Origin of the sequence: Mycobacterium gordonae (assembly GCF_001417955.2) — a bacterium.
Classification (GTDB): Bacteria; Actinomycetota; Actinomycetes; order Mycobacteriales; family Mycobacteriaceae; genus Mycobacterium; species Mycobacterium gordonae_B.
The window spans coordinates 1-20,751 of sequence record NZ_LKTM01000004.1 but is presented as its reverse complement, the minus strand read 5'-3'; the positions used below and the strand labels follow the sequence as shown (position 1 = coordinate 20,751).

Below are 20,751 nucleotides of genomic sequence, written 5' to 3'. Positions count from 1 at the left end.
ACCCCCACCCGACGTCCCGCCTTGCCCGGGGCCCACCGGCGAACGCGCTCAGTGGTGGTGGTACCAACCCTTCGAACCCAAGCCACCGCCAAGTCGCAATTAGGCTGATCCGCAACAGCTTTGGATCGAAGCTGAAAAGAGGGGCACAGCCAACTTTGTCCGGCCCGCCGAGCAGAAGCCCAGAGCAGGGTCGCCGATGCGATGAGTTCTTCGGAGCGCGCGGGTCTATATGAAGAGAAACCATGTCGACGGAGGGGAACTTATGAGCCGGAGTTCGCGATGGGCACGCTGACATACACCGCGTCGGTGTCTCTCGACGGCTACGTCGCCGACGCCACGGGTGATTTCCAGTGGTCCGCGCCGGGTGACCCGGTCTTCTCCGCTCACATCGAGCGGATGGCCACGGTCTCCACGGAGGTGCTGGGCCGCAAGACCTATGCGCTGATGCAGTACTGGGAGACCTTTCCGGACGATGACGACCATCCGGCTGCCGACCGAGAGTTCGCCAGGCGCTGGCGCGACATCGAGAAGGTCGTGGTGTCTTCTACGCTGCGGCGCGACGAGCTCGGCTCGGAGCGGGACCGCCTGATGCCCCGTCTGAGCTTGGACGAGTTAAAGCAGATCGTGGACGGCGCGCCCGGGGTGGTCGAGATCTTCGGACCGACCGTCGCGGGCCCGGCGATCGCCGCAGGGATGGTCGAGGAGTTTCACTTCTTCGTGATTCCGAAGATGGTCGGCGGCGGCCTGAGGGCACTGCCCGACGGCGTCCACCTCGACCTGAATCTGGTCGAGCACCGGATATTCGGAGACGGCGCCGCATACTTGCGATACCGTGCTGGCGAAGGGGCTGCCCCTGCGATGGACTGAACGACGTAATGCATTCGAACGGTTAGCTATTCGGAACGCGGCCCAGCCGAAAACGGGCGGCGGTCACACCACACGCATCAACGATGGCATGGGCGATCACCACCTGCCGCAACCCGCCGGCCTTCCACGCCGCAGCGGTCATCGCCGAACCGACCACGGCCGAACCGGCAACGAACCGCCCTCGTCCGAGTGCTGACGGCAGAACGAGTTGCGGCGCGAAATGCCAGATCGAAAACCCGATCAATGACAACGTCTGAGCCATTCTGGGCCGGTCTTCGAGTTCGCGCATGAACACTCCACGCCAGAGCAACTCCTCGCCCGCCGCATTGATCGTCGCGCTACCCACCATGACGAGCGCGGTTGCCGTGTCGATCTCCCTGCGGTGCGGGATCAGTTGTGTCACAACGGCTCCTGCCGCTGGCAGCGCGAGCAGCAAGAGATGGTCGCGGGGGAGTCGCCGGCCTGCTGTGAGAAGCCGGACCGCGTGCCGCGCCCCGAGCAACCACATGGGGGCTGCCAGGCACCAGGCGATCCAGTAGACGGCGAAGCCGACGTTGTATGCGGTCCGCTCCGGCATCCGGCGAGCCAGCGCGGTGAATACCGCCGCCATCGTCGACGGCACGGCGACCGGAATGATCGTCACTATGGCGCTGCGGCGCCGGGAACTTGACCACTCAGTCATCTGCCGGCGCCGTGACGTGCCGCTGCTAACGCTCTGGAGTCAGTATGCAGGGCAACGAGATTTACTGCGCTCAGGCGCTCTGAACGGCAGAGGTGGACGGAGTCGGCGCGGGCGTGCTCGGAGCGGTCGGAACTTTGCTCGGGACGCTGGGCGGGGTAAGGGAACCGTACTGCGGGCAGTAGGCCTGGATCGCGGCACCGGTGAAGTAGGCGGCGTTGAGAGCCGGCCAGTTCGTCGCGTTGGTGACCTTGGTGGTCAGTTCGGCATTGCTGGTGCTGGGGTTGTCCTTGAGCGATCCACAGACAACGGTTTTCGCGACCTGGATCGCTTTGTCGGGAGCTCCGAAATTCATGCCGGAGGTGCTGAGGTTGGTGATGAACGCGTCGTCCGTCGCGTCCGCATAGGCCGGCGCGGCCAACCCCACGGAAAGGACTAACAACGCTATGGCTCTGGCCACGACCATGGCGTGCCCCTCCCTCGACGAATTCGGCGCGTCCAGCGACCCCCGGCGGGCGTGACGCGGTTATTCGGCATTTTAACGGAGGGCGGGTGCTCGGTGCCTGCTTCGGTTCAGGAGGCGGCGCTAGAGTCAGACGGTGGTCTTCGGGGACCGCGCCGAGGCTTCGGGCGAGCCTGGTCGGCGCGCTACTGAGAAAAGTCATCGCGACGCGGAGTTCGCACGCCGCGAGAGGGATCTGTCCAGACGCGAGCGCTTCGCCGACGAGCGATAACGCGTAGCCGGCGAGCGCGACCGAATGGGGGACGAACGCGAGGGCGCTACCGCGGAGCGAGAGCGACGGCGACAGCAACGCGTCGAGGAGCGGGCGGAGCGTGAGCGAGCCGCGGCAAGGCGGGAGGACGCCGAAGTCAGGCGCGCGATGGGTGAGGCCCAGTGGCGCGGGGACGACGTCCCGTAGGCAATTGACGGCCCTCGATACTATGGTCGAGTGCAACAGACCGTCGAGTGCTGGCTAATGCCGGTGCTGATGACGGCACCGACCGGTGTGCGGTGCGCTCCGACGGGTTCTCGCTGATGAGCACGGTATTACTCGACACCAGCGACCTCAGCGAAGTCGAAGCGGCGGTAAGTGCCAGCTATTCGCAAGTGAGGCTGGGTCGCCTGGCTGACGGGGACAGTGTGCATGCGCGGATAGCGCGGTCGCATCTGGGTTCCACGCCCGTCGACGAAGTCAGCTTCGGCCTTGACGTGAGCTACCAGATGGAGCCGTTGGACACCATCCTGCTGGGGCGGGTGTACGCGGGTGCCATGTCCGTGGACCAGCCGGGCCTCGAGTCGAAGTTCTTCGGCCCCGGAGAGGTGACGGCCGCCGGCGCTCTGGAGGCACTGCCGATGTTCGGCACGGTCTCGCACTGCCGATATGTGCTGGTTTCCGTCGCAAGGAGCGCGTTCGACGAGATCGCCGCGAGCGCCGGGCTCAATGACGGTGCACCTGTGCGACTTACGGCCAATGCCGCACTGACAGCTGAGGCCAACCAGTTCCTCACCCATGCCGTGGACCATGTCTGCAACGACATCGTCGCGAATTCGCAAGTGGCCCAAAGTTACTTGGTTGTCGGCGAGGTGCGGCGCTTTCTCGCCGCGAGCATGCTGGCGACGTTTCCTCATACGGCGGTGCTTGAGCCGACGATCGAAGATCGTCATGACTCGACGCCGGTGTTGCTGCGGCGCGCGATCACGTTCATCGACGACAACGCCCAACATGACATCTCGTTGGCCGACATCGCGCGCGCCGCCTGCATCACGCCTCGGGCGTTGCAGTACATGTTTCGCAGGCACCGCGACTGCACGCCGACGGAGTATCTGCGGCGGGTCCGACTTCACCACGCGCATTTGGACCTGCTTGAAGCCAGCAGCGATGTCTGCACGGTAAGCGCGGTCGCTGCCCGGTGGGGATTCGCTCATCTCGGGCGCTTCGCGGCGTTCTACCGCCGCGAGTACGGCGAGAGCCCGCAGGCCACGCTTCTTCGCTGACGGCAACGACTTTGGTGATTGAACTGTCGGAAGGAGAGCACGCATGCGGCCCAAGCGCATCACGCCCAATCTGCGGGTGGCGGACATCGAGGCGACTAAGAGCTTCTACACCGACTACCTGGGACTCAGCGATGAGGAGTTCAACATGGGTTGGGTCGCCCGCTACACCGACCCCGACACGGGGGTGAACGTGCAACTGGTGACCGGGGATGCGACGGCCGGCGAGGATTCAGTCATATCGGTTCACACTGATGACGTCGAGGGTGCCTACGAGGAGGCTCGGCAACGAGGCTACGAGATAGTTCATCCGTTGACGACCGAGCCGTGGGGGGTGCGCCGGTTCTTCGTGCGGGCCCCTGACGGGAACGTCCTCAACATCGTCTTCCACCGCGACTGAAGGGGCAATGACAGTTCCGCTGGTATTCGTTCGGAGCGATCGCAGTGGATCTCCGGCCGGCGCCCGTTGCCGTCGCTGACCTGCTCGATCGGTGCACCCCCCGTCGGTAGCTGCGATGCCGGCACGATTTGTGGTCTGGGCCACGTCCGATACCGGAATGTAACCGGCGAAGCAGCGATTATCGGCCCTTCCTATGTACTGGATGTGCAATAAAAACATTGCCAGAACAAAGTGGTTTTGGATATCAATGCACTTCAAACCCACTGTCTCGAGCGAAAGCATATTTGCCAGCTAATATCTACATTCACAGTAACCACTTCTGTTTCACTTTATAGATTATTGCGTGACATAGGTGCGGTATATGCAGGTCACGGGCATATTCGAATTCACGTGATTAGCACCACAAATTTTGATTTCCTATGCATATGGTCGGTAGGTTTCTGGCCATGATTGCTCTAGCAACGCTGTTGGCGCTCGTTAATCAGGTCTCCGGCACCCCGTATATTCCGGGTGGCGATTCTCCTGCTGGGACCGACTGTTCAGGGCTCGCGTCGTGGGTCGCAAATGCTGCGGCCGATCGACCGGTTTTCGGTAGCCGGTTCAACACCGGCAACGAGGAATCCGCTCTGGCGGCCCGCGGCTTTCAACACGGCACCGCACCCAACGCGGTGGTGATCGGCTGGAACGGTGGTCACACCGCCGTGACCCTGCCCGATGGAACCTCGGTGTCCAGTGGTGAGGGTGGCGGCGTCCGTATCGGCGGCGGTGGCGCCTACCAGGCACAATTCACCCATCACATGTTCCTGCCGGTGGAGGACGTCGACCTTCCTGAAGGTCTGCCCGCTCCGGACGCACCGGTTGAGCTGGTAGACGCCATCGCGCCCGACCCGGGTCCGGAAATGCTTCCGCCGGCCCCTGAGGTGCTCCCGCCGGCACCGGATCAGGCTCCAGAGCCTGGCCCGGCCCCCGACCCCGGAATGGCAGATTCCTGACCGTTAGTGCGACTCAGATCACAAAGTAACTGACCATCGCAGCCACGCCCGCAAAGCGCATTTGTGGATTAGATCACAATGCGCCACGGGTGTGGCTTGCGTCATTAAAGCCGCAATTTCCGGCAATCGAATACAAGGTCAGGAATACCACTTTTCGGCGGAAAGTATGCGCCGTGAGTTGACGTTCGATTCACGGTGAGCCACACGGTCGATCCGTGGGCCGCGACGCCGTAGGTTGGCAGTGACGGAAGGACTTCGGCTGTGACAACCTCGGTTTCTCACCTCGGCGGCATCATCTCGGCCACGGCGGGTGCGGTGAGTTCGGACCCGACCAGAGCCCGCGTCGTTTTCGAAGGATCGGCGTCCGCCCACGATGCGGTGGCCAGCACCGTCACCCTCGGCCAGTATCACGTCGAGGTCGACGAACCGCCGCCGCTGGGTGGGGAAGGCAAGGCGCCCAACCCCGTCGAGTACTACCTCGCATCGCTGCTGTCCTGCCAAATCGTGACGTGGCGGTTCTGGGCCGAGAAGCTGGGCATGGCGGTCGACGAGATCACCGCGCGCGCCGAAGGTGACCTGGACGTGCAGGGCTTTTTCGGGTTGGACGACAACGTCCGCGCCGGCTTTCAGGAAGTGCGGGTGGTGGTCACCGTGAGTGGACCGGAGACGCCCGAGCGCTACCGCGAACTCCAGGACGCTGTGGACGCGCACTGTCCGGTGCTGGATCTGACCCGCAACGCGACTCCGGTGGTGACCCGCGTGGAACTGGCCTGAGTCCACGACCGCTATGGCAATGTCGCCGTCGAGCACGGGCAGTAGCCACTAACCGATTACCGCGATCTCCTTGCCCAGCTCATAGCCCGGCGCCAACGGCAGGGTGTCACCACTCCAGAACTTGCCGGGGTCGAACCAGTTGGTGTCCTTGTCGGTGAGCAACAGCCCCATCTCCTCGTAGGTGATGGCGACGGTCTCCGCGCAATATGCCGTGGATAGCCCCATCTTGCGCTGTTCCGTCCGACGGCGTTCGGTGTGCTCTCGAACCTTGTTCTCTACCAACGGAATTCTGCGGAACCAGTCGTTGATGGTGGGCAGCCGGCCGCGCAGCCACCGGCCGGTCAGCTTCGCGGTGGTCGGGAACGCCGTGCCGTCCATCCGGGCGATCACCCGCAGCAGTTCGTTCTCCTGCTTGTGATTGGCGTGCGGCGCCAACTGCCGGAGCCAGCAGCGCTGTTGGTACCGCCCGGTCCACTGCAGGAACACCTCCCGGGCGTCGTTGAGCTGGACCCCGCGGTGATTGGTGCCCGTCCACATGTCGACCAGCTTGTCGCCCAACTCGGCATGCCAGATCAGTGGCGGCAGGTCGTCGATGGCCACCGTCATTCCCACGTGGTTCACCGGAGCGTTCGTCAGCGTCTGGATCGCGCGGTCGGGTCGTGAACCGCCCCGAAACAGCCACAGGTCGCCGGTGCGGGTCTCGTCGAGCGCCTGATCCAAGGTGAGCATGCTGGAGTTCACGCCAAGCACTCTAAAGGGCGATAGCCTGTGCCGATGCGCAACGTTTGGAAGTGGATCGGCCTGGCCGGAGTGGCGGGCGTCGTCGCCGGTGGTGCGCTGGTCGTGCGCGATCAACGGAAGCGCCGCGCCTACACGCCCGACGAGATCCGGGCCCGGTTGCATCAGCGGCTGGCCGACTCGGATACCGAAGGCTACCGGTCGCGTTCGGGTTCGGGCTCGGCCTCGACGGCGAACAACCGGTAGCTGCCGGAGAACCCTTTCAGCTCGACTTCGCGTCCGTCGTCGAAATGGATGCCGTCGCAGTCGTGCACCGCGTCCCGTACGGGTTCGCTGACCAGGATCTGTCCGCCGACGGCTTGTCCGGCGACGCGGGCGGCCATGGCGACGTTGCGGCCGAACAGGTCGTCACCGCGGCGCACCGAACGACCCATGTGGATGCCGATCCGCACGCGAATTTCCGGATGCCGCTTGCGTTTTGCCTCCTTGTGCAGCGCCTGCTGCAGGTCCATGCTGCAGCGCACCGCCTGCTCAGCCCGCGCGAAGGCGACCATGAATCCGTCGCCCTGGCTCTTGACCACATGGCCGGATTGTCGCTGCACGAGTTGATGCATCAGCTTGTCGTGCGCGCCGATGAGCTTGACCCAGGCGCGGTCGCCGATCTTCTCGTTCAGCGCGGTGGACTCTTCGATGTCGGAGAACAGGATCACCACCCGCCCGTCCGGCGTGACCCGGGCCAGGTCGGGCCGCTCCACCTCGGCCCAGTCGGCCAGGTCTTCGATCGAACTGCGTACCGCGGCACCGAAACCTTCCTTGCGCATCAGGTTCGCGGTATTCCACACCGTCTTGACGGCCTCGCGGCCACCGGACCACAGCCGATTGCGGACATCGGCCCGCTGCTGCAACTCCTCGACCTCGCGGCGGCTGCGTTCCAGCAGGCGCCACAGTGCGATCAGCCCCCCGGCCTCGATTACCGCGATGCCGGCCAGCACGTAGATCACCACATGCAGCGCATCACCCATGCCCACCATCCTGACAGGCCGCCTTGCGGTGTTTAGGGTTGAGTTCGGCCCTCGCGGGGAAGCACCACCTCAAGCAACCGGAACCACCTGATGGACTTGAAGGAGAAGCAGCCGATGCAACTGGGCATGATCGGTCTCGGCCGGATGGGCGCGAACATCGTGCGCCGCGTGGTCACCGGTGGACACGAATGTGTGGTGTACGACCACAGCGCTGAGGCTGTCGAGGCCATGGCGGGGGAGGACGGCATCACCGGGGTGTCCTCGCTCGCGGAGTTGCGCGACAAGCTCACCGCACCGCGGGCGGTCTGGGTGATGGTGCCCGCGGGAACCATCACCACCGGGGTGATCGACGAGCTGGCCGACACGCTCGAGTCCGGCGACATCGTCATCGACGGCGGGAACTCCTACTACCGCGATGACATGAAGCACGCGAAGTCGTTGGCGAAGAACGGTATTCGGTTACTCGACTGCGGTACCAGCGGCGGCGTGTGGGGCCGGGAACGCGGCTACTGCCTGATGATCGGCGGGGATCCGGACGCCTTCGAGCACGCCGAGCCGATCTTCGCCACCGTCGCCCCCGGGGTGGAAGCGGCCCCGCGGACTCCGGGTCGCGACGGTGAGGTCGCCCAGTCGGAGAAGGGCTATCTGTACTGCGGCCAGGCCGGCGCCGGGCACTTCGTCAAGATGGTGCACAACGGCATCGAGTACGGGATGATGGCGTCGCTTGCCGAGGGCCTGAACATCCTGCGCAATGCCGACATCGGCACCCGCATCCAGCAGGGTGACGCCGAGACCGCTCCGCTGTCCAATCCCGAGTGCTACCAATACGATTTCGACATCCCCGACATCGCCGAGGTGTGGCGACGCGGCAGCGTGATCGGCTCGTGGTTGCTTGACCTCACCGCGATCGCGCTGCACGATTCGGCTGACCTGTCCGAGTTCTCCGGCCGCGTGTCCGATTCCGGCGAAGGCCGGTGGACGGCCATCGCGGCGATCGACGAGGGCGTGCCGTCGCCGGTGCTCACCACTGCCCTGCAGTCGCGCTTCGCGTCGCGGGACCTCGACGACTTCGCCAACAAGGCGCTGTCGGCCATGCGAAAGCAGTTCGGCGGCCACGCGGAGAAGCCGGCCAACTAACGGCGCGTTCTCCCCGGCCGGGCGTGAAATCCTCGACGCCGCAACGGCGTGTCGCGTCGTCAGAATCACAGTCGGCGGTTCAGCGCGAACTAGGCTCGCTCGACGAACGCCACCACGGCGTCACTGAAGGCGTCGTTGTCGTCACCCGCGGCGGTGTGCCCCGCGTTGGAGAGTTCGACGAACTTCGCGCGCGGCACCTGGGTCAGAAAGTGTTCGACGCCTTCGAGACTGACGACGTCGGACAGCTTGCCGCGGATCAGCAACACCGGGATCGAGAGGTTGGCCGCGGCTTCCTCGAAGGCTTCGGTGCGCAGTTCCGGGTCGTCCCCGGGTTTGGTCATGAACGCCGGATCCCAGTGCCAGTACCAGCGTCCGTCCCGCAGCCGCAGGTTCTTCTTGAGCCCCTCGGGGCTGCGCGGCTTGGTGCGGTGCGGCAGGTAGGCGGCCACCGCCTCGGCGGCGTGCTCCAGTGAGTCGAAGCCGTCGATGTTGGTCATCATGAACTCGCGGATACGGGCACTGCCGTTCTTCTCGAACCGGGGCACCACGTCGACAAGCACCAGCTTGGTCACCTTCTGCGGCCCGGCCCGGTCGGCGACCAGGATGCCGGTCAGCCCGCCCATGCTGGCGCCGATGATCACCACCGGGCGGCCGATCGTGTCGAGCACATGCATAACGTCGGCGGTCAGCGTTTCCACGTCGTAGTCGGCGTCCGGTGCCCGGTCGCTGTCCCCGTGCCCGCGAGTGTCCAGCGCGATGACGTGGTACCCGTCGTCGGCCAGAATCTGCCCGGTGTTCTTCCAGGAGAACCGATTCTGACCTCCGCCGTGCAGCATCAGGATGGTGGGCCGGTCGCCCGAACCGCCGCGGTTCCACTCGTCGGCGACCAGCGTGATGCCGTCTGTGCCGGCGAACTCCACCGTCGCCGCATCGCTCGTCATAGGCATGAATCTCCTTCGGTTGAGGCCAGGTACGCGGTGATGACTTCGGCGAGCATCTCGCGGTCCCGAGTGCTGTCCAACGGTTTCGGCCACGTCAGCTGCACCGCCACCAGGCCGCGGATGGTGGCCCAGATCAGATTGCCCAGCCGTTTGGCCTGGGCCGGCGCGACACCGGCGCCCAGGTGCTCACCGATCTCGGTCATCCGGGCGGTCATCGCGGCCAGGTGGGCGTTGGCCTTCGCGGTTCGGGCACTGCGGGTGGCGATCAGTATCTCCAGCGCCGCCATCGAGGTCGGGGTGGAGAAGGCGCGCCACACCGCGTCGACCACGAAGGCCGGCCGGTCCTGCGAGGGGATCTGCGCTGCCTGCGCCGGCAGCTGATCGAGGGTCTCCAGTAGATCGGCGAAACCCTTGTCCAGCACCGCCATCAGGATGCCGTTGAGATCACCGAAGTGGTATTGCACTACGCCCCAGGTCAATCCGGCGCGTTCGGTGATCTGCCGCACGCTCGGCGGGGCGAAGCCCTCTTTGAGGATGTACCGGACGGCTTCGTCGATGACGGCCTGGCGGCTGCGTTCGGCGCGGGCCTGTCCGCCGCCGGGGGGTCTGCGCGGGGCGGTCAACGCATCACGCCGTGGAGGTGGTCGAGTGGCCGCAGATCGTGAGCGGCCAAAATGCCGCTCGGAGCACGACATACGGCGTCGATCAGGTTGACGACGCGCGCCGCGGTGGCGATCACGCCGCCCTCGTTATGGTCGATCTCGCCACCGAGATGGGTGTTGATCTCCACACCCGGACTGCCGGTCACCACCACCCGGTGCACGCCGGCGCGGCCGTCGGGGGGATAGGCCCAGTCCGGTGCGGTGCCCGGGCCGAGCCGGTTGACGTGCTCCATGGTGATGACGACCTCGCCGTCGCGCAGGCCTTCGACGCCGAACCGTACGGCGGCGACCTGCCCCGGTTCGACGTGCATCATCGTGCAGTCGATCGGTTCGGGTGTCACCCACTTCTCGCAGCGCTCGCGCACCTCGTCGAGCTCGATTCCCAGGTCCCGCGCCAGGCTGCGCACCTGCACGCCCCACATCGACGTCAGCACGCCGGGCAGGAACATCACCGGCGTGTGGTCCGGGCTGGTGCCGAAACCGAAACTGACACCGGTGAATTCGGCGTCGTCGTAACTGGCGTAGTCGCAGATTTCCTGCACCGTGATGCTGGTCGCGCGCTCGGTGAGGCTCAACGCCGTGTAGGCCAGGGTGTCACCGGAGTAGCCGGGGTCGACGCCGTTGATGTAGAGCGTCGCGTCGCCGTCCGCGCAGGCCTGCCGCAGGGGTTCGCGCAGCCAGTCACCGGCCTGCTCAGGAGCCACCATCCACACGAATGACGAGCCGACGACATTGGTGCCGGCCCGCAGAAAGCGGCTGATCTCCGCGATGGCCTCTTTGGGCCGGGTCTCAGCCTGCGAGGTGTAGACGACGCAGTCGGCGTTCAGCGCCAGCAGCGCCTCGGCATCGTCGGTGGCCGTGATGCCCGTCGGCGTCTCGAGGCCGCACAGTTGCGCTGCGTCTTGTCCGACCTTGTCGGGACTGGATGCGTGCACACCCACCAGGTCGAATTCGGGGCGCTCGATGAGCATGCGCAGCGCGTGCCGGCCGACGTTTCCGGTCGAGTACTGGATGACGCGCCTCATGACAGCACCCGTGGCACCGGCCACAACGGCGCGCTCATCTCGGCCCACGAGCGGTAGTGACCCGGCTGCCTGCCGGTGCGGATCGCGTCCATCCGGGCGTCCAGCTGCGGTGAGTTGTTGCCGTCGCGCAGGATGTCGAACATTGCGGCAGTGGCCATCTGCACGTCGAAGATGTCGCGTTGCCACGACCAGCTGCGGTCGCCGCTGTACTGGAACCAGCTGCCGCCCAGGCCCTGAATCTCATACGGCTCACCGCTGGGGGAGGTGAACGTCGAAAGCTGGCGCCACAACCCGAACGCCTGACCGGATCTGTCGTCGAAAAGCACTGCCTGGTAGGGATATATCCAGCCCTGGAAGCCCAGCATCTCGGTGCCCAGCGCCAGGTCCCGAATCTCGTCGCGCCCGTTGGCCATGAAGTGGTCGGTCGGTGAATACGACCATCCGTACGTGGCGTCGGGGTCATAGAAGTCGGCCATCACGCCCCAGTCACCCGAGTCCTGGGCCCGGCGGTTCGCGTCCAGCCAGTCGTTCCAGAACGCGTCGAACTCGGCACGGTCATACGCCATGGGCGCTCCTCACATCAGGTCGGTGATGGTCTTCAGCCCCGCGTCGTACAGCACGCCCGGCAACATGCCCCCGTCGATCTCGATGGTGGTGCCGTTGATGAAATCGACTGTGCCCGAGGCTAAGAACACGACGGTGCGGCCCACTTCGGCGGGCTCGCCGCCCCGCTTCATCGGGACCTTGCGGAAGTATTCGGCGCCGGTCGGGTCGTCCTTGGGCAGCACGAAGGCGCGGAAGTTCTCGGTGATGGTGGGGCCGAGCGCCACACAGTTGACCCGGACTTTGGGTCCCCATTCCTGGGCCAGCGATCGGGTCAGGTGGTTGAGCCCGGACTTGGCCGCCCCGTAAGACACCAACGTGGGCGCCCCCGCGGGGTGGCCGGCGCCGCTGGAGATGTTGACGATGCAACCGGTGCCGTCCTGGGTCTTCATCTGCCGGTAGACGCGGATGGCGAACCACAGCGGGCTGATCAGGTTCATCTGCACCGCGAAGGCGTGGAACAGCGCCGTGCGCTCGAAGTCGTCGGCGCTGCGCGGCGCGCCCTGAAGTCGTTGCACCAGTTCGGGAATGTCTTCGACGTGCGGTGCGGGTACCGTCCCGCCGGCGTTGTTGACCAGGATGTCGATGCGGCCGTAGGTATCGGCGACCTGCTGAACGAAGGTGTCGATGGCGGCGTAATCGCCTTGGTCGCAGACCATTTGCGCAGAGCGGGCGACCCAATCAGGGTTCGTGTCGGCCCCGGGCAGCCCGTCCAACGGGGACCGGGAGCACCCGATGACGGTGGCACCCGCGCGCAGCAACTCATGTGCGATACCCACGCCGACGCCGCGACTGGTTCCGGTGACGACGGCGACTTTGCCGTCCAGCAACCCCACCACCAGATAATTACATCCGTAATCTTTTTGGGCAAGTCCGATGAGTTTGCGGTGCCAGTGCGGTCTACCGGTCAAAGACCCCGACAGCTAGGAGACGCACATGCCGGCGATCACGCCCTCACTGTGGTTCGACAACAATCTGGAAGAGGCGGCCGAGTTCTACACCTCGGTGTTCCCGAATTCGAAGATCGAGCAGTTGAACCGGACCACCGAGGCGGGACCGGGCGAGCCCGGGACGGTGCTCAGCGGCTCTTTCGTGCTGGACGGCACCACGTTCATCGGCATCAACGGCGGTCCCGCGTTCACCTTCAGCGAGGCCGTTTCCTTCACGGTGCATTGCAAAGACCAGGACGAGGTCGACTACTACTGGGACCAGCTGACCCGCGATGGCGGCGAGGAATCGCAATGCGGGTGGCTCAAGGACCGTTTCGGGCTGAGCTGGCAGATCGTGCCCGACCGGCTCTATGAGCTGGTGGCCGATCCCGACCCCGCCCGGGCCACCGCCGCCACCAAGGCCATGCTCGGGATGCGCAAGATCATCGTCGCCGACTTGGAGCAGGCCGCGGCCGCGGTGTGAGTTCACCCGGTGATCTGGTCGATCCATTCGATCGTCGCCTCGATGATCGGCGGCACCTCGTCCGGATCGTCGCAGCCGATGACCATCAGCGTCGACTCGGCGACCGTCGCGATCAGGACGCGGACCATCAGCCGCTTGCGCGGGGACGCGTCCAGTTCCAGCACCTCAATCCAGTTGTGCAGGACCGAAGCCAGGCGCTTGCGGCGGGTGACCTCGAAGCCGGGAGGAGTGTCGCCCGACGACAGCACCCGGGCCGCGTAGCGGTTCTCCCACATCCCTGTCAGGTACGCCCGCACGTGGAGTTGGAAGACGTGCCGCCGGTCGGGTGCGGAGGTGCCGAGTCCGCCCACGGCCGCTTGGATGCGTCTTTCGACGGCGTCGGCCATCTGCTCGAAGATCGCCAGAAACAGCTCGCTCTTGCCGCCGAAGTGGTGGTAGATGCTGCCGATGCTGGCGCCCGAACCGGCGACCACTTCGGCGATCGTCGCCGCGGTGAAGCCTTTGGTGGCGAACACCTGGGTCGCCGCGTCCAGGATGCGGCGCTGGGTCGCGTCGGTCTTGGCCCAGCGCCGGGCCCGTGCCGTTGAAGTCATGTCTGTCATCAGCCGACCGCCTCCGGGAGGATTCGCAGGGTGGGTAGTTCGAGTCGGGATTCCGACGCCGTCATGGCGCGGGTGGACATCTGGGTCAGCGGCAGCCCGCCCAGCAGGCCTTCCGGACGGACGCCGCCCTGGGCCCGGACCGTGACACCGGTTGTGCCGACTGGCAGTGCGGTGGCCCGGGTGAGAGCCGGTGCCGCTGACGCCCAGGCGCGCGGCACGGACAGTGCCCCGACGCCGGCCGCCCTGCCCAGGCCGGCCGACACCGTGCCGGTGAGCGATGCCGGGCTCACCGTGCCGGTGACTACCGGAGCCAGCGACGACGCGATCTGACTGCCGACGGCGGCCGCCGCGGGGAGCAGGCCTTTGAGGTTCGACATCATCGACATTCCCAGGCCCGCCAGTGCGGTGGTGGCGAAGAAGGGGGTGCCGAAGATGCTCATCACGGTCTGCAGATCGCTCACCCAATCGGGGAGTCCGCTCCATCCGAGGCCGGCGAGCGCACCGGGTATGGCGCCGATCAGCTGGGACAGTGCGCTCGCGATCTCGGAAGCCACCGAGGCGATACCGGTCTGGGCGACCGCCTGCATCGGTGGTTCGTTGAAGGGGGTCAGGGTGCTGGCGGCGGTCGAGGCGGCGGCGTAGGTGTGCATCGCCGCCGAATCCTGCGCCCACATCGCGCCGTACTGGGCTTCGGTGGCAGCGATGGCCGGGGTGTTCTGGCCGATGAAGTTGGTGGCGGTCAGCGCCGCCAGTTGGGCGCGGTTGGCGGCGATCAGCGCCGGTGGGACGGTCATCGCATAGGCGGCTTCGTAGGCTGCGACGGCCGCCCTGGCCTGGCCGGAGGCCTGCGCGGCCCGGTTGGCGGTGGCGTTGAGCCACCCGAGGTAAGGCAGGGCGCCCGCGGCCATGGCCGTCGCGCCGGCACCCAGCCACGGACCGCCGATCAATTCGGTGATCACGGCTTCGAACGAACCCGCAACAGATTCCAGATCGGCAGCCAGCTGCTCCCAGGCCACCGCGGCGGCGATCATCGAGCCGGGACCCGGCCCGGTGTACATGCGTGCGGAGTTGATCTCCGGTGGTAAGGCGGCGAACGACATCGTTGCTGCTCCTCCCTCTGCGCCCTTGCATCAAGGCTCCCGTGGGGACGGGCTGCCGTCTGTCGACCGAGCGGCTACAACCGGGAGGAAATTCGTGTCCCCCGATCGACGGGCTTCTTGTCCCCCTGATGGCCGGTTACGTTGGACGGTGCGGGCTGTCCACGGCGAACAGGAGTCGAGTTGTCTGAACCACGGTGGATCGACGTGAAGGGCTCCAACGGTGACCTCAAGGCGCTCACCTGGGGCCCCGCCGACGGCCCGATTGCGTTGTGTCTGCACGGCTTTCCCGACACTGCCTACGGTTGGCGCAAGTTCGCGCCGCGACTGGCCGAGGCCGGCTGGCGGGTGGTGGCGCCGTTCATGCGCGGGTACGCACCGTCCTCGATTCCGGTGGACGGCAGCTACCACGTCGGCGCCCTGATGCATGACGCACTCCGGGTCCGGACGGCGGCCGGTGGTTCCGAGCGGGACGTGGTGATCGGTCACGACTGGGGTGCGATCGCCGCCACTGGGCTGGCCGCGATGCCGGACAGCCCGTTCGCCAAGGCGGTGATCATGTCGGTGCCGCCTTCGGGTGCGTTTCGTCCGGTTGGCCGGCTACCCGACCGCGGGCGGCTGGCCGCCGAGCTCTCACGTCAGTTGCTGCGCAGCTGGTACATCAGCTACTTCCAGCTGCCGTTGCTGCCGGAACGGTCCGCATCATGGGTGCTGCCGCTGTTGTGGCGGCGATGGTCGCCGGGCTACCACGCCGAGGAGGACCTGCGCCACGTCGACGCCGCGATCGGGACGCCGGAAAGCTGGCGCGCGGCGCTGGGGTATTACCGCGCCACCATCCGCAACACCCGGCCGCCGGAGCAGTACGCGGAACTGCACCGGTACTGGACCGAGCCGCCGAAGCTGCCGACCCTGTACCTGCACGGTCGTGACGACGGCTGCATGACACCGGCTTTCGCGCACTGGGTGGAACCCATCCTGCCGCCCGGCAGCGACGTGTCCATCGTCTCCCACGCCGGTCACTTCCTGCAGCTCGAACAGCCCGACAAGGTCGCCGAACTGGTGCTGGCTTTCATCGGCTCACCCGGCAACCGAGATCCCGGTTAGTTGACGCCCGGGCAGCGGATGGCCGCCGTCGACGCGCAGTTCTACTGGATGTCGGCCAAGATCCCCAACGACGAGTTCCTGCTGTACGCGTTCGGCGGCGAACCCTCCGATCCTGACGGGGCAGTGGCGCAGGTGTTGCGCCGGGCCCGGGGATGTCCCGAGTTGCGGTTGGTTGTCCGGGAGGACAGCCGGCTGCGTTATCCGCGCTGGGTGCAGGCGCCGGTCGAACCGCGCCGGGTCGCCCGGCACGAGCTGTCCGACGGGAGCTGGGCGGGTTGCCTGGACGCAGTAGTCAAGCTGGCGGGCGATCAGCTGGATATTCGCGAGAAGCCCTGGCAACTACACGTTTTCGCGCCCGTGCACGGCATCCCGGGGGTCCGGGGGGCAGGTACCGTGGCGGTGTTGCAGGTCGCGCACGCGCTGGCCGACGGCGCCCGTGCGTCGGCCATGGCGGCGTGGTTGTTCGGCCGGCAGGAACCGGTGCCGGCCGTGCGGCCGCGGACGGGATTCCTGCCGTGGCGGGGCATGGTTGCCGCGCGGGCCCACCGCCGGTTCGTCCGTGACACCGAGGGCGGATCGTTGGCGCCGGTGCTGGGGTCGCGGCCGTTGTTGCCCACCAACTCCGAACCGGCGGGACCGCGGGTGATGCGCACACTGACGCGCCGCCGCGGGCAACTGAAGGGTCCGACGGTCACCGTCGCGGCGCTGTCGGCGATATCCACCGCGTTGTCGGATCTGCTGGGCCCGTCCGCGGCGTCACTGGCGGCCGAGGTGCCCATGGCCAAGCCCGGTGCGCCGTTGGGCTTCAACCACTTCGGCAACATCTTGGTGGGCCTGTACCCGGAACTCGGCCACGACGCCAGGGTGCAACGCATCGCCGCGGACCTGGCCAACGGCCGTCGCCGCTTCGAGCATCCCGCAACGCGCGCCTCCGACGAGGCCTTCGCGACCGTGCCTGCCATGCTGTTGCGTTGGGGGGTAAGTCAATTCGATGCGGACGTGCGGCCAGAGCAGGTGTCGGGAAACACAGTGGTGTCCAGCGTGCACCGCGGGCCCGCCGATCTCAGCTTCGGTGGCGTGCCGGTGGTGCTGACGGCCGGCTATCCAGGCCTCTCGCCGGTGATGGGCCTGACGCACGGCGTGCACGGCATCGGCGACACGCTCGCAATCAGTGTGCACGCGGCGGAGTCGGCGGTACCGGACGTGCAGGACTATCTGCGGCTACTGGACGCTGCGCTGTAAGTCACTGCGCGTCACCGGATCTGGCCGCCTGTTCGCGGGTCAGGCCGGCGGCCAGGATCAGCTCCTCATGTAGCTCGAACCACACGGTGTGGTACGAGTCGATGAGTGGCCTTGTCAGCCAGGCAATGTCGCCCGTCTTCACTTTGTCCAGCGCCGCGGCCAGTTTCGCCGGGTAGCCACGCAGACGCGGCAGCTGCGCGGTGACCACCGCGATGATCGGCGTGACCCGCTGGTGCACGTCGTCGAGGCGGGCCAGCACCGCGGCGTCGTACCCGGCGTCCCCGTGATCATTGGGCTGGCCGTCGCGGAGTTGCCAGTCGGTGACCAGCGCCTTGAAATCAGCGTTGACTGACCGGAATTCGCGGTAAGCGGCGTCTATCGTCGCGGCGTCCACGCCGTCTCGTTCGGCGGTCAGCAACTCGGCGAGGCGGGCGCGTCCGTCGGGGCTGATCCGCACGGTGGGTCCCTCGATGAGCAGGCCCGCCGCGGCGAGTCGGCGCACCGCCTCCTCGGTCTCGGTGGCGCCGGCATCCAATGTCCCGGCGAGGTCGGCGGGGCTCACCCGGCCCTTCAGCCGGACAGCTTGCAGCACTTGCAGATCCATCATGAGCCGGACTGCAAGCGTATCGCGTTGAGCATGGTGATCAGTGGCGTCGCGGACACGACGTCGGTGTGTCCGGCCGCCAGGGCAGCTCGCAACGCCTCGTCGGAGGACGTGTCGAGTCGCGGATGGTCGCCGCTCGCGTGCGCCCGCAGTGGGCTCACCCGCAGCGCGATCTCGGCCAGCTCGCGCAATTCCGGCGTGTCGTCTTCCGACCATGCCGCCAGACTCAGAATTCCTTGCCGCACTTCGCCTTCGTAGCCGTCGACGGTGATCTGCCGACCCGCGAGTGCGGCGGCCACGCCCTGGCCGCAGCCCACCACGGCGACCCGCCCGAGCTCGCGGCTGACCACGGCCGCGTGGCTGGCGGGGCCACCCACCTCGGTGACGATGCCCTGCGCGGCCAGCATGCCGAGCACGTCCTCGGGCCGGGTGTGGTCACGGACCAGGATCACCGGCTCACCCCGGTCGGCGGCATCGAGAGCCTCGTCGACGTCGGTGTAGGCGGTGCCCGTCACCACGCCCGGGCAGGCCGGTAGGCCCTTGGCCAGAAGTTGAGCGCTGAACCGGGTTTCGGGTTGCAACGATGGCTGCAACAGCGCCTCGACGTCGGTGGGTGTGACCCGCCGCAGCGTCTCGACGTCGTCGATCAGCCCTTCATGGCGCAGTTGCAGCGCCAGTCGCGCCGCCGCCTGCGCCGAACGTTCGGCGCCGCGGGTCTGCAGCAGCCACAGTTTGCCGTCTTCGACGGTGAACTCGATCTCCTGCACGTCGGAATTGAGCCGCTCGAGGCTGCGCGCGGCGTCCATCAGCTCGTCGAACACCGCGGGCTGCTCGTCGCGCAGCGCGGTGATCGGTTCGACGTCGACCAGGCCGGACACCACGTCGTCACCCTGTCCGCCGGGCAGCCATTCGCCGAAGGGTTCGTTGGCTCCGGTGATCGGGTTGCGCGACGACAGCACGCCGGCGCCCGACTTGGCCGCCTGGTTGCCGAACACCATCGCCTGCACCACCACCGCGGTGCCTTGCCGTTCGTCGAGGTGGTAGTGATCGCGGTAGGCCAGCGCGCGCGGGGAGTTCCAGGAGGCGAACACCGCCTCGATGCCCGTCCGCAGCTGCGTGTACGGGTGGTCGGACGGGTCTGAATCGGCGGCGACGATGCGCCGGTACATGGTGGTGAACCGGCGGCGGGTGTCGCGGGCGAACTCGACGGAGCCCTGGTCCGCCAGGGCCCGTTCGACGTCGTCGTTGATGCCCAGGTCCAGGATCGTGTCCATCATGCCCGGCATCGATTGCGTGGCTCCCGACCGCACGCTGACCAGCAGCGGGCGCGGTCCTCGTCCGAAGGTGCGCGCGGTCTGCTCTTCCAGCCAGCTCATCCGGTCCAGGACGTCCGCCCAGATCGCGTCGATGGTGGGTCCGGGTTCGGTCAGATACCGCAGGCCCACCTCGGTGGTGATGCAGAAGGCGGGAGGCACCGGCAGATTGTGCCGGCGCATGGTGTCGATGCCGTGGCCCTTGTTGCCGAGGATCTCCCGCGGGTGACGCGACCGGCCGTCCAGCACCACCACCGCGTCTTTCAGCATGCGCGCGGAGGAGTGCCGGCCGTGTGCGGCACCAGCCAAGATGCACCTCCTCGTCGTTGCCGGAACGCCCGCAATGGTCCCACACCGATCACCAGGCTCGGCTGCTCGCCGCTGTTGCTTACCCGTTAGTTTTGACGGTATGACTCCCTATGACGTCGCGTTGCTGATCCTGCGCCTGGTGCTGGGTCTGACCCTGGCCGCGCACGGCTTGAACAAATTCTTCGGCGGCGGGCGGATACCCGGTACCGCGCGCTGGTTCGAAAGCATCGGGATGAAGCCGGGCAAGTTTCACGCGACTGTGGCCGCCAGCACCGAGACGGCGGCCGGGCTCGGGCTGGCGGCCGGGTTGCTGACTCCGATCCCGGCGGCCGGGTTCGTCTCGCTCATGCTGGTGGCGGCCTGGACCGTGCACCGGTCCAACGGTTTCTTCATCGTCAAGGAGGGTTGGGAGTACAACCTGGTGCTGGCGGTGACCGCCGTGGTCGTCGCGACCCTGGGCGCGGGCAAGCTCAGCCTGGATCACCTGATCTTCGGCAAGAACTGGTTCGACGGGTGGCAGGGTCTGGCCATCTCCGTGGGACTGGGCCTGGCCGGGGCCGTCGGGCAGTTGCTGATCTTCTATCGGCCCCCGGCCAAACAGGCCGCGTAACTCGGCGGGGTCAGGCCGACTGGATATTGCCGTCCCGGCCGGGCAGCAACCCGCCTTTACCCCCTGTCCCGGCGCCACCCGCTGGTGTGCCGGTTCCGCCGTTGCCGCCATTGCCGCCGTTGCCGATCAGCACGGCATTGCCGCCGTTACCGCCGCCGCCACCCGCTCCGGAGGCTGCCCCACCGGCGCCTCCATCACCACCGTTGCCATTGAGCCCCGCCTTGCCGCCGGCCCCGCCGAGGCCGCCGATGGTGTTCGGGTTCGGGCCACCCGCACCACCGGCGCCCCCGGCACCCCCAGAGCCGTTGAGCAGACCGGCGTTGCCGCCGGCGCCCCCGGCGCCGCCGTGAGAGCCGAACAGTCCGCTGCCACCGTCGCCACCGGCCCCGCCGGAGCGGAAGAGCACACCGCCGTTGCCGCCGGTCCCGCCGGAGCCGCCGGTTCCGTTGTTGGCGCCCCCGCCGCTGCCGCCCGCACCGCCCGACGGACCGGCCGCCAGCATTCCGGCCAGCATTCCGACATTGCCGCCTTGCCCACCGGTTCCGCCGATGGAAAGGCTGTATCCGCCGGCGCCGCCGTTGCCGCCGGCCCCTAACAGCCCGCCACTGCCGCCGGACCCTCCCG

General features: G+C 67.0%; 25 protein-coding genes and 1 pseudogene. 12 read left to right on the top strand and 14 right to left on the bottom strand.

The annotated features are described in order from the left end of the window. Both AO501_RS40590 and AO501_RS02810 read left to right on the top strand, forming a co-directional pair. The coding region (locus AO501_RS40590) for a hypothetical protein (protein WP_419775662.1) at positions 1 to 103 on the top strand (103 nt) is incomplete at its 5' end. A 176-nt stretch (positions 104 to 279) separates the two neighbouring features. Continuing rightward, on the top strand, positions 280 to 867 hold the full coding sequence (locus AO501_RS02810; RefSeq protein ID WP_055576286.1) for a dihydrofolate reductase family protein: 588 nt from the start codon (positions 280 to 282) through the stop codon (positions 865 to 867). A gap of 22 nt (positions 868 to 889) precedes the next feature. On the opposite strand, the gene AO501_RS02805 is transcribed toward AO501_RS02810, so the two are convergent. Next, positions 890 to 1,549: a CPBP family intramembrane glutamic endopeptidase gene (locus AO501_RS02805; protein ID WP_082658346.1), complete on the bottom strand. Its 660-nt coding sequence runs from the start codon at positions 1,547 to 1,549 to the stop codon at positions 890 to 892. Between the two features lie 70 nt (positions 1,550 to 1,619). Next, on the bottom strand, positions 1,620 to 2,012 hold the full coding sequence (locus AO501_RS02800; RefSeq protein ID WP_055576284.1) for a DUF732 domain-containing protein: 393 nt from the start codon (positions 2,010 to 2,012) through the stop codon (positions 1,620 to 1,622). 546 nt (positions 2,013 to 2,558) lie between these two features. Between AO501_RS02800 and AO501_RS02795 the strand changes: the two genes are divergently transcribed. The 4 genes and pseudogenes from AO501_RS02795 to AO501_RS02780 all read left to right on the top strand — a co-directional run bounded on the left by AO501_RS02795 (position 2,559) and on the right by AO501_RS02780 (position 5,705). Then, on the top strand, positions 2,559 to 3,542 hold the full coding sequence (locus tag AO501_RS02795) for an AraC family transcriptional regulator (protein WP_156452276.1): 984 nt from the start codon (positions 2,559 to 2,561) through the stop codon (positions 3,540 to 3,542). A 43-nt stretch (positions 3,543 to 3,585) separates the two neighbouring features. Further along, positions 3,586 to 3,939 (top strand): glyoxalase superfamily protein, encoded by a 354-nt coding sequence (locus AO501_RS02790; protein WP_055576282.1) that lies wholly within the window; start codon positions 3,586 to 3,588, stop codon positions 3,937 to 3,939. Positions 3,940 to 4,329: 390 nt separating this feature from the next. Then, a pseudogene (locus AO501_RS02785) lies at positions 4,330 to 4,871 on the top strand (hypothetical protein); the annotation flags it as partial. Positions 4,872 to 5,192: 321 nt separating this feature from the next. Beyond that, positions 5,193 to 5,705, top strand: a complete 513-nt coding sequence (locus tag AO501_RS02780) for an OsmC family protein (protein WP_055576281.1) — start codon at positions 5,193 to 5,195, stop codon at positions 5,703 to 5,705. Positions 5,706 to 5,753: 48 nt separating this feature from the next. Here the strand turns inward: AO501_RS02780 and AO501_RS02775 are convergent, their stop codons facing one another. Further along, positions 5,754 to 6,434, bottom strand: coding sequence for a hypothetical protein (locus AO501_RS02775; protein ID WP_055576292.1), 681 nt, complete (start codon positions 6,432 to 6,434; stop codon positions 5,754 to 5,756). A 45-nt stretch (positions 6,435 to 6,479) separates the two neighbouring features. Here AO501_RS02775 and AO501_RS37670 point away from each other — a divergent pair, with 45 nt between their 5' ends. Beyond that, positions 6,480 to 6,689 (top strand): hypothetical protein, encoded by a 210-nt coding sequence (locus AO501_RS37670; RefSeq protein ID WP_055576280.1) that lies wholly within the window; start codon positions 6,480 to 6,482, stop codon positions 6,687 to 6,689. Here AO501_RS37670 and AO501_RS02765 read toward each other — a convergent pair. Beyond that, positions 6,638 to 7,474, bottom strand: coding sequence for an adenylate/guanylate cyclase domain-containing protein (locus AO501_RS02765; protein ID WP_055576279.1), 837 nt, complete (start codon positions 7,472 to 7,474; stop codon positions 6,638 to 6,640). The genes AO501_RS37670 and AO501_RS02765 overlap by 52 nt on opposite strands. A gap of 105 nt (positions 7,475 to 7,579) precedes the next feature. Here AO501_RS02765 and gnd point away from each other — a divergent pair, with 105 nt between their 5' ends. Continuing rightward, complete coding sequence (gnd, locus tag AO501_RS02760) at positions 7,580 to 8,602, top strand: phosphogluconate dehydrogenase (NAD(+)-dependent, decarboxylating) (protein WP_055576291.1); 1,023 nt, start codon at positions 7,580 to 7,582, stop codon at positions 8,600 to 8,602. Between the two features lie 89 nt (positions 8,603 to 8,691). On the opposite strand, the gene AO501_RS02755 is transcribed toward gnd, so the two are convergent. From AO501_RS02755 to AO501_RS02735, 5 genes are read right to left on the bottom strand one after another with little or no spacing between them, the layout of a single operon-like run. Beyond that, complete coding sequence (locus AO501_RS02755) at positions 8,692 to 9,543, bottom strand: alpha/beta fold hydrolase (protein WP_231752313.1); 852 nt, start codon at positions 9,541 to 9,543, stop codon at positions 8,692 to 8,694. Next, complete coding sequence (locus AO501_RS02750; protein WP_055576277.1) at positions 9,540 to 10,166, bottom strand: TetR/AcrR family transcriptional regulator; 627 nt, start codon at positions 10,164 to 10,166, stop codon at positions 9,540 to 9,542. Before AO501_RS02750 ends, AO501_RS02755 begins: the two co-directional genes overlap by 4 nt. Beyond that, positions 10,163 to 11,230, bottom strand: coding sequence for a dihydrodipicolinate reductase (locus tag AO501_RS02745; protein ID WP_055576290.1), 1,068 nt, complete (start codon positions 11,228 to 11,230; stop codon positions 10,163 to 10,165). The genes AO501_RS02750 and AO501_RS02745 overlap by 4 nt, the downstream gene beginning before the upstream one ends. Continuing rightward, a complete protein-coding gene (locus tag AO501_RS02740) occupies positions 11,227 to 11,796 on the bottom strand; it encodes a hypothetical protein (RefSeq protein WP_055576276.1) in 570 nt (189 codons plus the stop codon). Before AO501_RS02740 ends, AO501_RS02745 begins: the two co-directional genes overlap by 4 nt. A gap of 9 nt (positions 11,797 to 11,805) precedes the next feature. Continuing rightward, positions 11,806 to 12,669 (bottom strand): SDR family NAD(P)-dependent oxidoreductase, encoded by an 864-nt coding sequence (locus AO501_RS02735; RefSeq protein ID WP_055576289.1) that lies wholly within the window; start codon positions 12,667 to 12,669, stop codon positions 11,806 to 11,808. 100 nt (positions 12,670 to 12,769) lie between these two features. On the opposite strand from AO501_RS02735, the gene AO501_RS02730 reads away from it, so the two are divergent. Continuing rightward, positions 12,770 to 13,246 carry a VOC family protein gene (locus AO501_RS02730; RefSeq protein ID WP_055576275.1) on the top strand — a complete coding sequence of 159 codons (477 nt, stop codon included), beginning with the start codon at positions 12,770 to 12,772 and terminating at the stop codon, positions 13,244 to 13,246. A gap of 2 nt (positions 13,247 to 13,248) precedes the next feature. Here the strand turns inward: AO501_RS02730 and AO501_RS02725 are convergent, their stop codons facing one another. Both AO501_RS02725 and AO501_RS02720 read right to left on the bottom strand, forming a co-directional pair. Then, complete coding sequence (locus AO501_RS02725; protein ID WP_231752312.1) at positions 13,249 to 13,848, bottom strand: TetR/AcrR family transcriptional regulator; 600 nt, start codon at positions 13,846 to 13,848, stop codon at positions 13,249 to 13,251. After that, positions 13,848 to 14,948, bottom strand: a complete 1,101-nt coding sequence (locus tag AO501_RS02720) for a PPE family protein (RefSeq protein ID WP_055576274.1) — start codon at positions 14,946 to 14,948, stop codon at positions 13,848 to 13,850. Before AO501_RS02720 ends, AO501_RS02725 begins: the two co-directional genes overlap by 1 nt. Positions 14,949 to 15,128: 180 nt before the next feature. Here AO501_RS02720 and AO501_RS02715 point away from each other — a divergent pair, with 180 nt between their 5' ends. Further along, positions 15,129 to 16,049, top strand: coding sequence for an alpha/beta fold hydrolase (locus AO501_RS02715; RefSeq protein ID WP_055576273.1), 921 nt, complete (start codon positions 15,129 to 15,131; stop codon positions 16,047 to 16,049). A gap of 18 nt (positions 16,050 to 16,067) precedes the next feature. Then, complete coding sequence (locus tag AO501_RS02710; RefSeq protein ID WP_055576272.1) at positions 16,068 to 17,291, top strand: WS/DGAT domain-containing protein; 1,224 nt, start codon at positions 16,068 to 16,070, stop codon at positions 17,289 to 17,291. Position 17,292: 1 nt separating this feature from the next. Here AO501_RS02710 and AO501_RS02705 read toward each other — a convergent pair whose 3' ends face one another. Next, on the bottom strand, positions 17,293 to 17,898 hold the full coding sequence (locus AO501_RS02705) for a winged helix DNA-binding protein (RefSeq protein ID WP_055576271.1): 606 nt from the start codon (positions 17,896 to 17,898) through the stop codon (positions 17,293 to 17,295). Further along, positions 17,895 to 19,478 (bottom strand): pyruvate, phosphate dikinase, encoded by a 1,584-nt coding sequence (locus AO501_RS02700; protein WP_082658345.1) that lies wholly within the window; start codon positions 19,476 to 19,478, stop codon positions 17,895 to 17,897. Before AO501_RS02700 ends, AO501_RS02705 begins: the two co-directional genes overlap by 4 nt. 139 nt (positions 19,479 to 19,617) lie before the next feature. On the opposite strand from AO501_RS02700, the gene AO501_RS02695 reads away from it, so the two are divergent. Further along, complete coding sequence (locus AO501_RS02695) at positions 19,618 to 20,127, top strand: DoxX family protein (RefSeq protein ID WP_055576270.1); 510 nt, start codon at positions 19,618 to 19,620, stop codon at positions 20,125 to 20,127. 10 nt (positions 20,128 to 20,137) lie between these two features. Here AO501_RS02695 and AO501_RS37665 read toward each other — a convergent pair. Further along, positions 20,138 to 20,751: hypothetical protein (locus tag AO501_RS37665; RefSeq protein ID WP_197419752.1), on the bottom strand; the 614-nt coding region annotated here is incomplete at its 5' end.

Bases quoted from the DNA above. Each gene is read 5' to 3' on its own strand.
- AO501_RS02740 (WP_055576276.1), bottom strand. From the start codon at position 11,796: ATGGCGTATGACCGTGCCGAGTTCGACGCGTTCTGGAACGACTGGCTG.
- AO501_RS02800 (WP_055576284.1), bottom strand. From the start codon at position 2,012: ATGGTCGTGGCCAGAGCCATAGCGTTGTTAGTCCTTTCCGTGGGGTTG.
- AO501_RS02805 (WP_082658346.1), bottom strand. From the start codon at position 1,549: ATGACTGAGTGGTCAAGTTCCCGGCGCCGCAGCGCCATAGTGACGATC.
- AO501_RS02775 (WP_055576292.1), bottom strand. From the start codon at position 6,434: ATGCTCACCTTGGATCAGGCGCTCGACGAGACCCGCACCGGCGACCTG.
- AO501_RS02725 (WP_231752312.1), bottom strand. From the start codon at position 13,848: ATGACAGACATGACTTCAACGGCACGGGCCCGGCGCTGGGCCAAGACC.
- AO501_RS02810 (WP_055576286.1), top strand. From the start codon at position 280: ATGGGCACGCTGACATACACCGCGTCGGTGTCTCTCGACGGCTACGTC.
- AO501_RS02705 (WP_055576271.1), bottom strand. From the start codon at position 17,898: ATGATGGATCTGCAAGTGCTGCAAGCTGTCCGGCTGAAGGGCCGGGTG.
- AO501_RS02755 (WP_231752313.1), bottom strand. From the start codon at position 9,543: ATGACGAGCGATGCGGCGACGGTGGAGTTCGCCGGCACAGACGGCATC.
- AO501_RS37670 (WP_055576280.1), top strand. From the start codon at position 6,480: ATGCGCAACGTTTGGAAGTGGATCGGCCTGGCCGGAGTGGCGGGCGTC.
- AO501_RS02790 (WP_055576282.1), top strand. From the start codon at position 3,586: ATGCGGCCCAAGCGCATCACGCCCAATCTGCGGGTGGCGGACATCGAG.
- AO501_RS02700 (WP_082658345.1), bottom strand. From the start codon at position 19,478: ATGCTGAAAGACGCGGTGGTGGTGCTGGACGGCCGGTCGCGTCACCCG.
- AO501_RS02695 (WP_055576270.1), top strand. From the start codon at position 19,618: ATGACTCCCTATGACGTCGCGTTGCTGATCCTGCGCCTGGTGCTGGGT.
- AO501_RS02720 (WP_055576274.1), bottom strand. From the start codon at position 14,948: ATGTCGTTCGCCGCCTTACCACCGGAGATCAACTCCGCACGCATGTAC.
- AO501_RS02745 (WP_055576290.1), bottom strand. From the start codon at position 11,230: ATGAGGCGCGTCATCCAGTACTCGACCGGAAACGTCGGCCGGCACGCG.
- gnd (WP_055576291.1), top strand. From the start codon at position 7,580: ATGCAACTGGGCATGATCGGTCTCGGCCGGATGGGCGCGAACATCGTG.
- AO501_RS02710 (WP_055576272.1), top strand. From the start codon at position 16,068: ATGGCCGCCGTCGACGCGCAGTTCTACTGGATGTCGGCCAAGATCCCC.
- AO501_RS02730 (WP_055576275.1), top strand. From the start codon at position 12,770: ATGCCGGCGATCACGCCCTCACTGTGGTTCGACAACAATCTGGAAGAG.
- AO501_RS02765 (WP_055576279.1), bottom strand. From the start codon at position 7,474: ATGGTGGGCATGGGTGATGCGCTGCATGTGGTGATCTACGTGCTGGCC.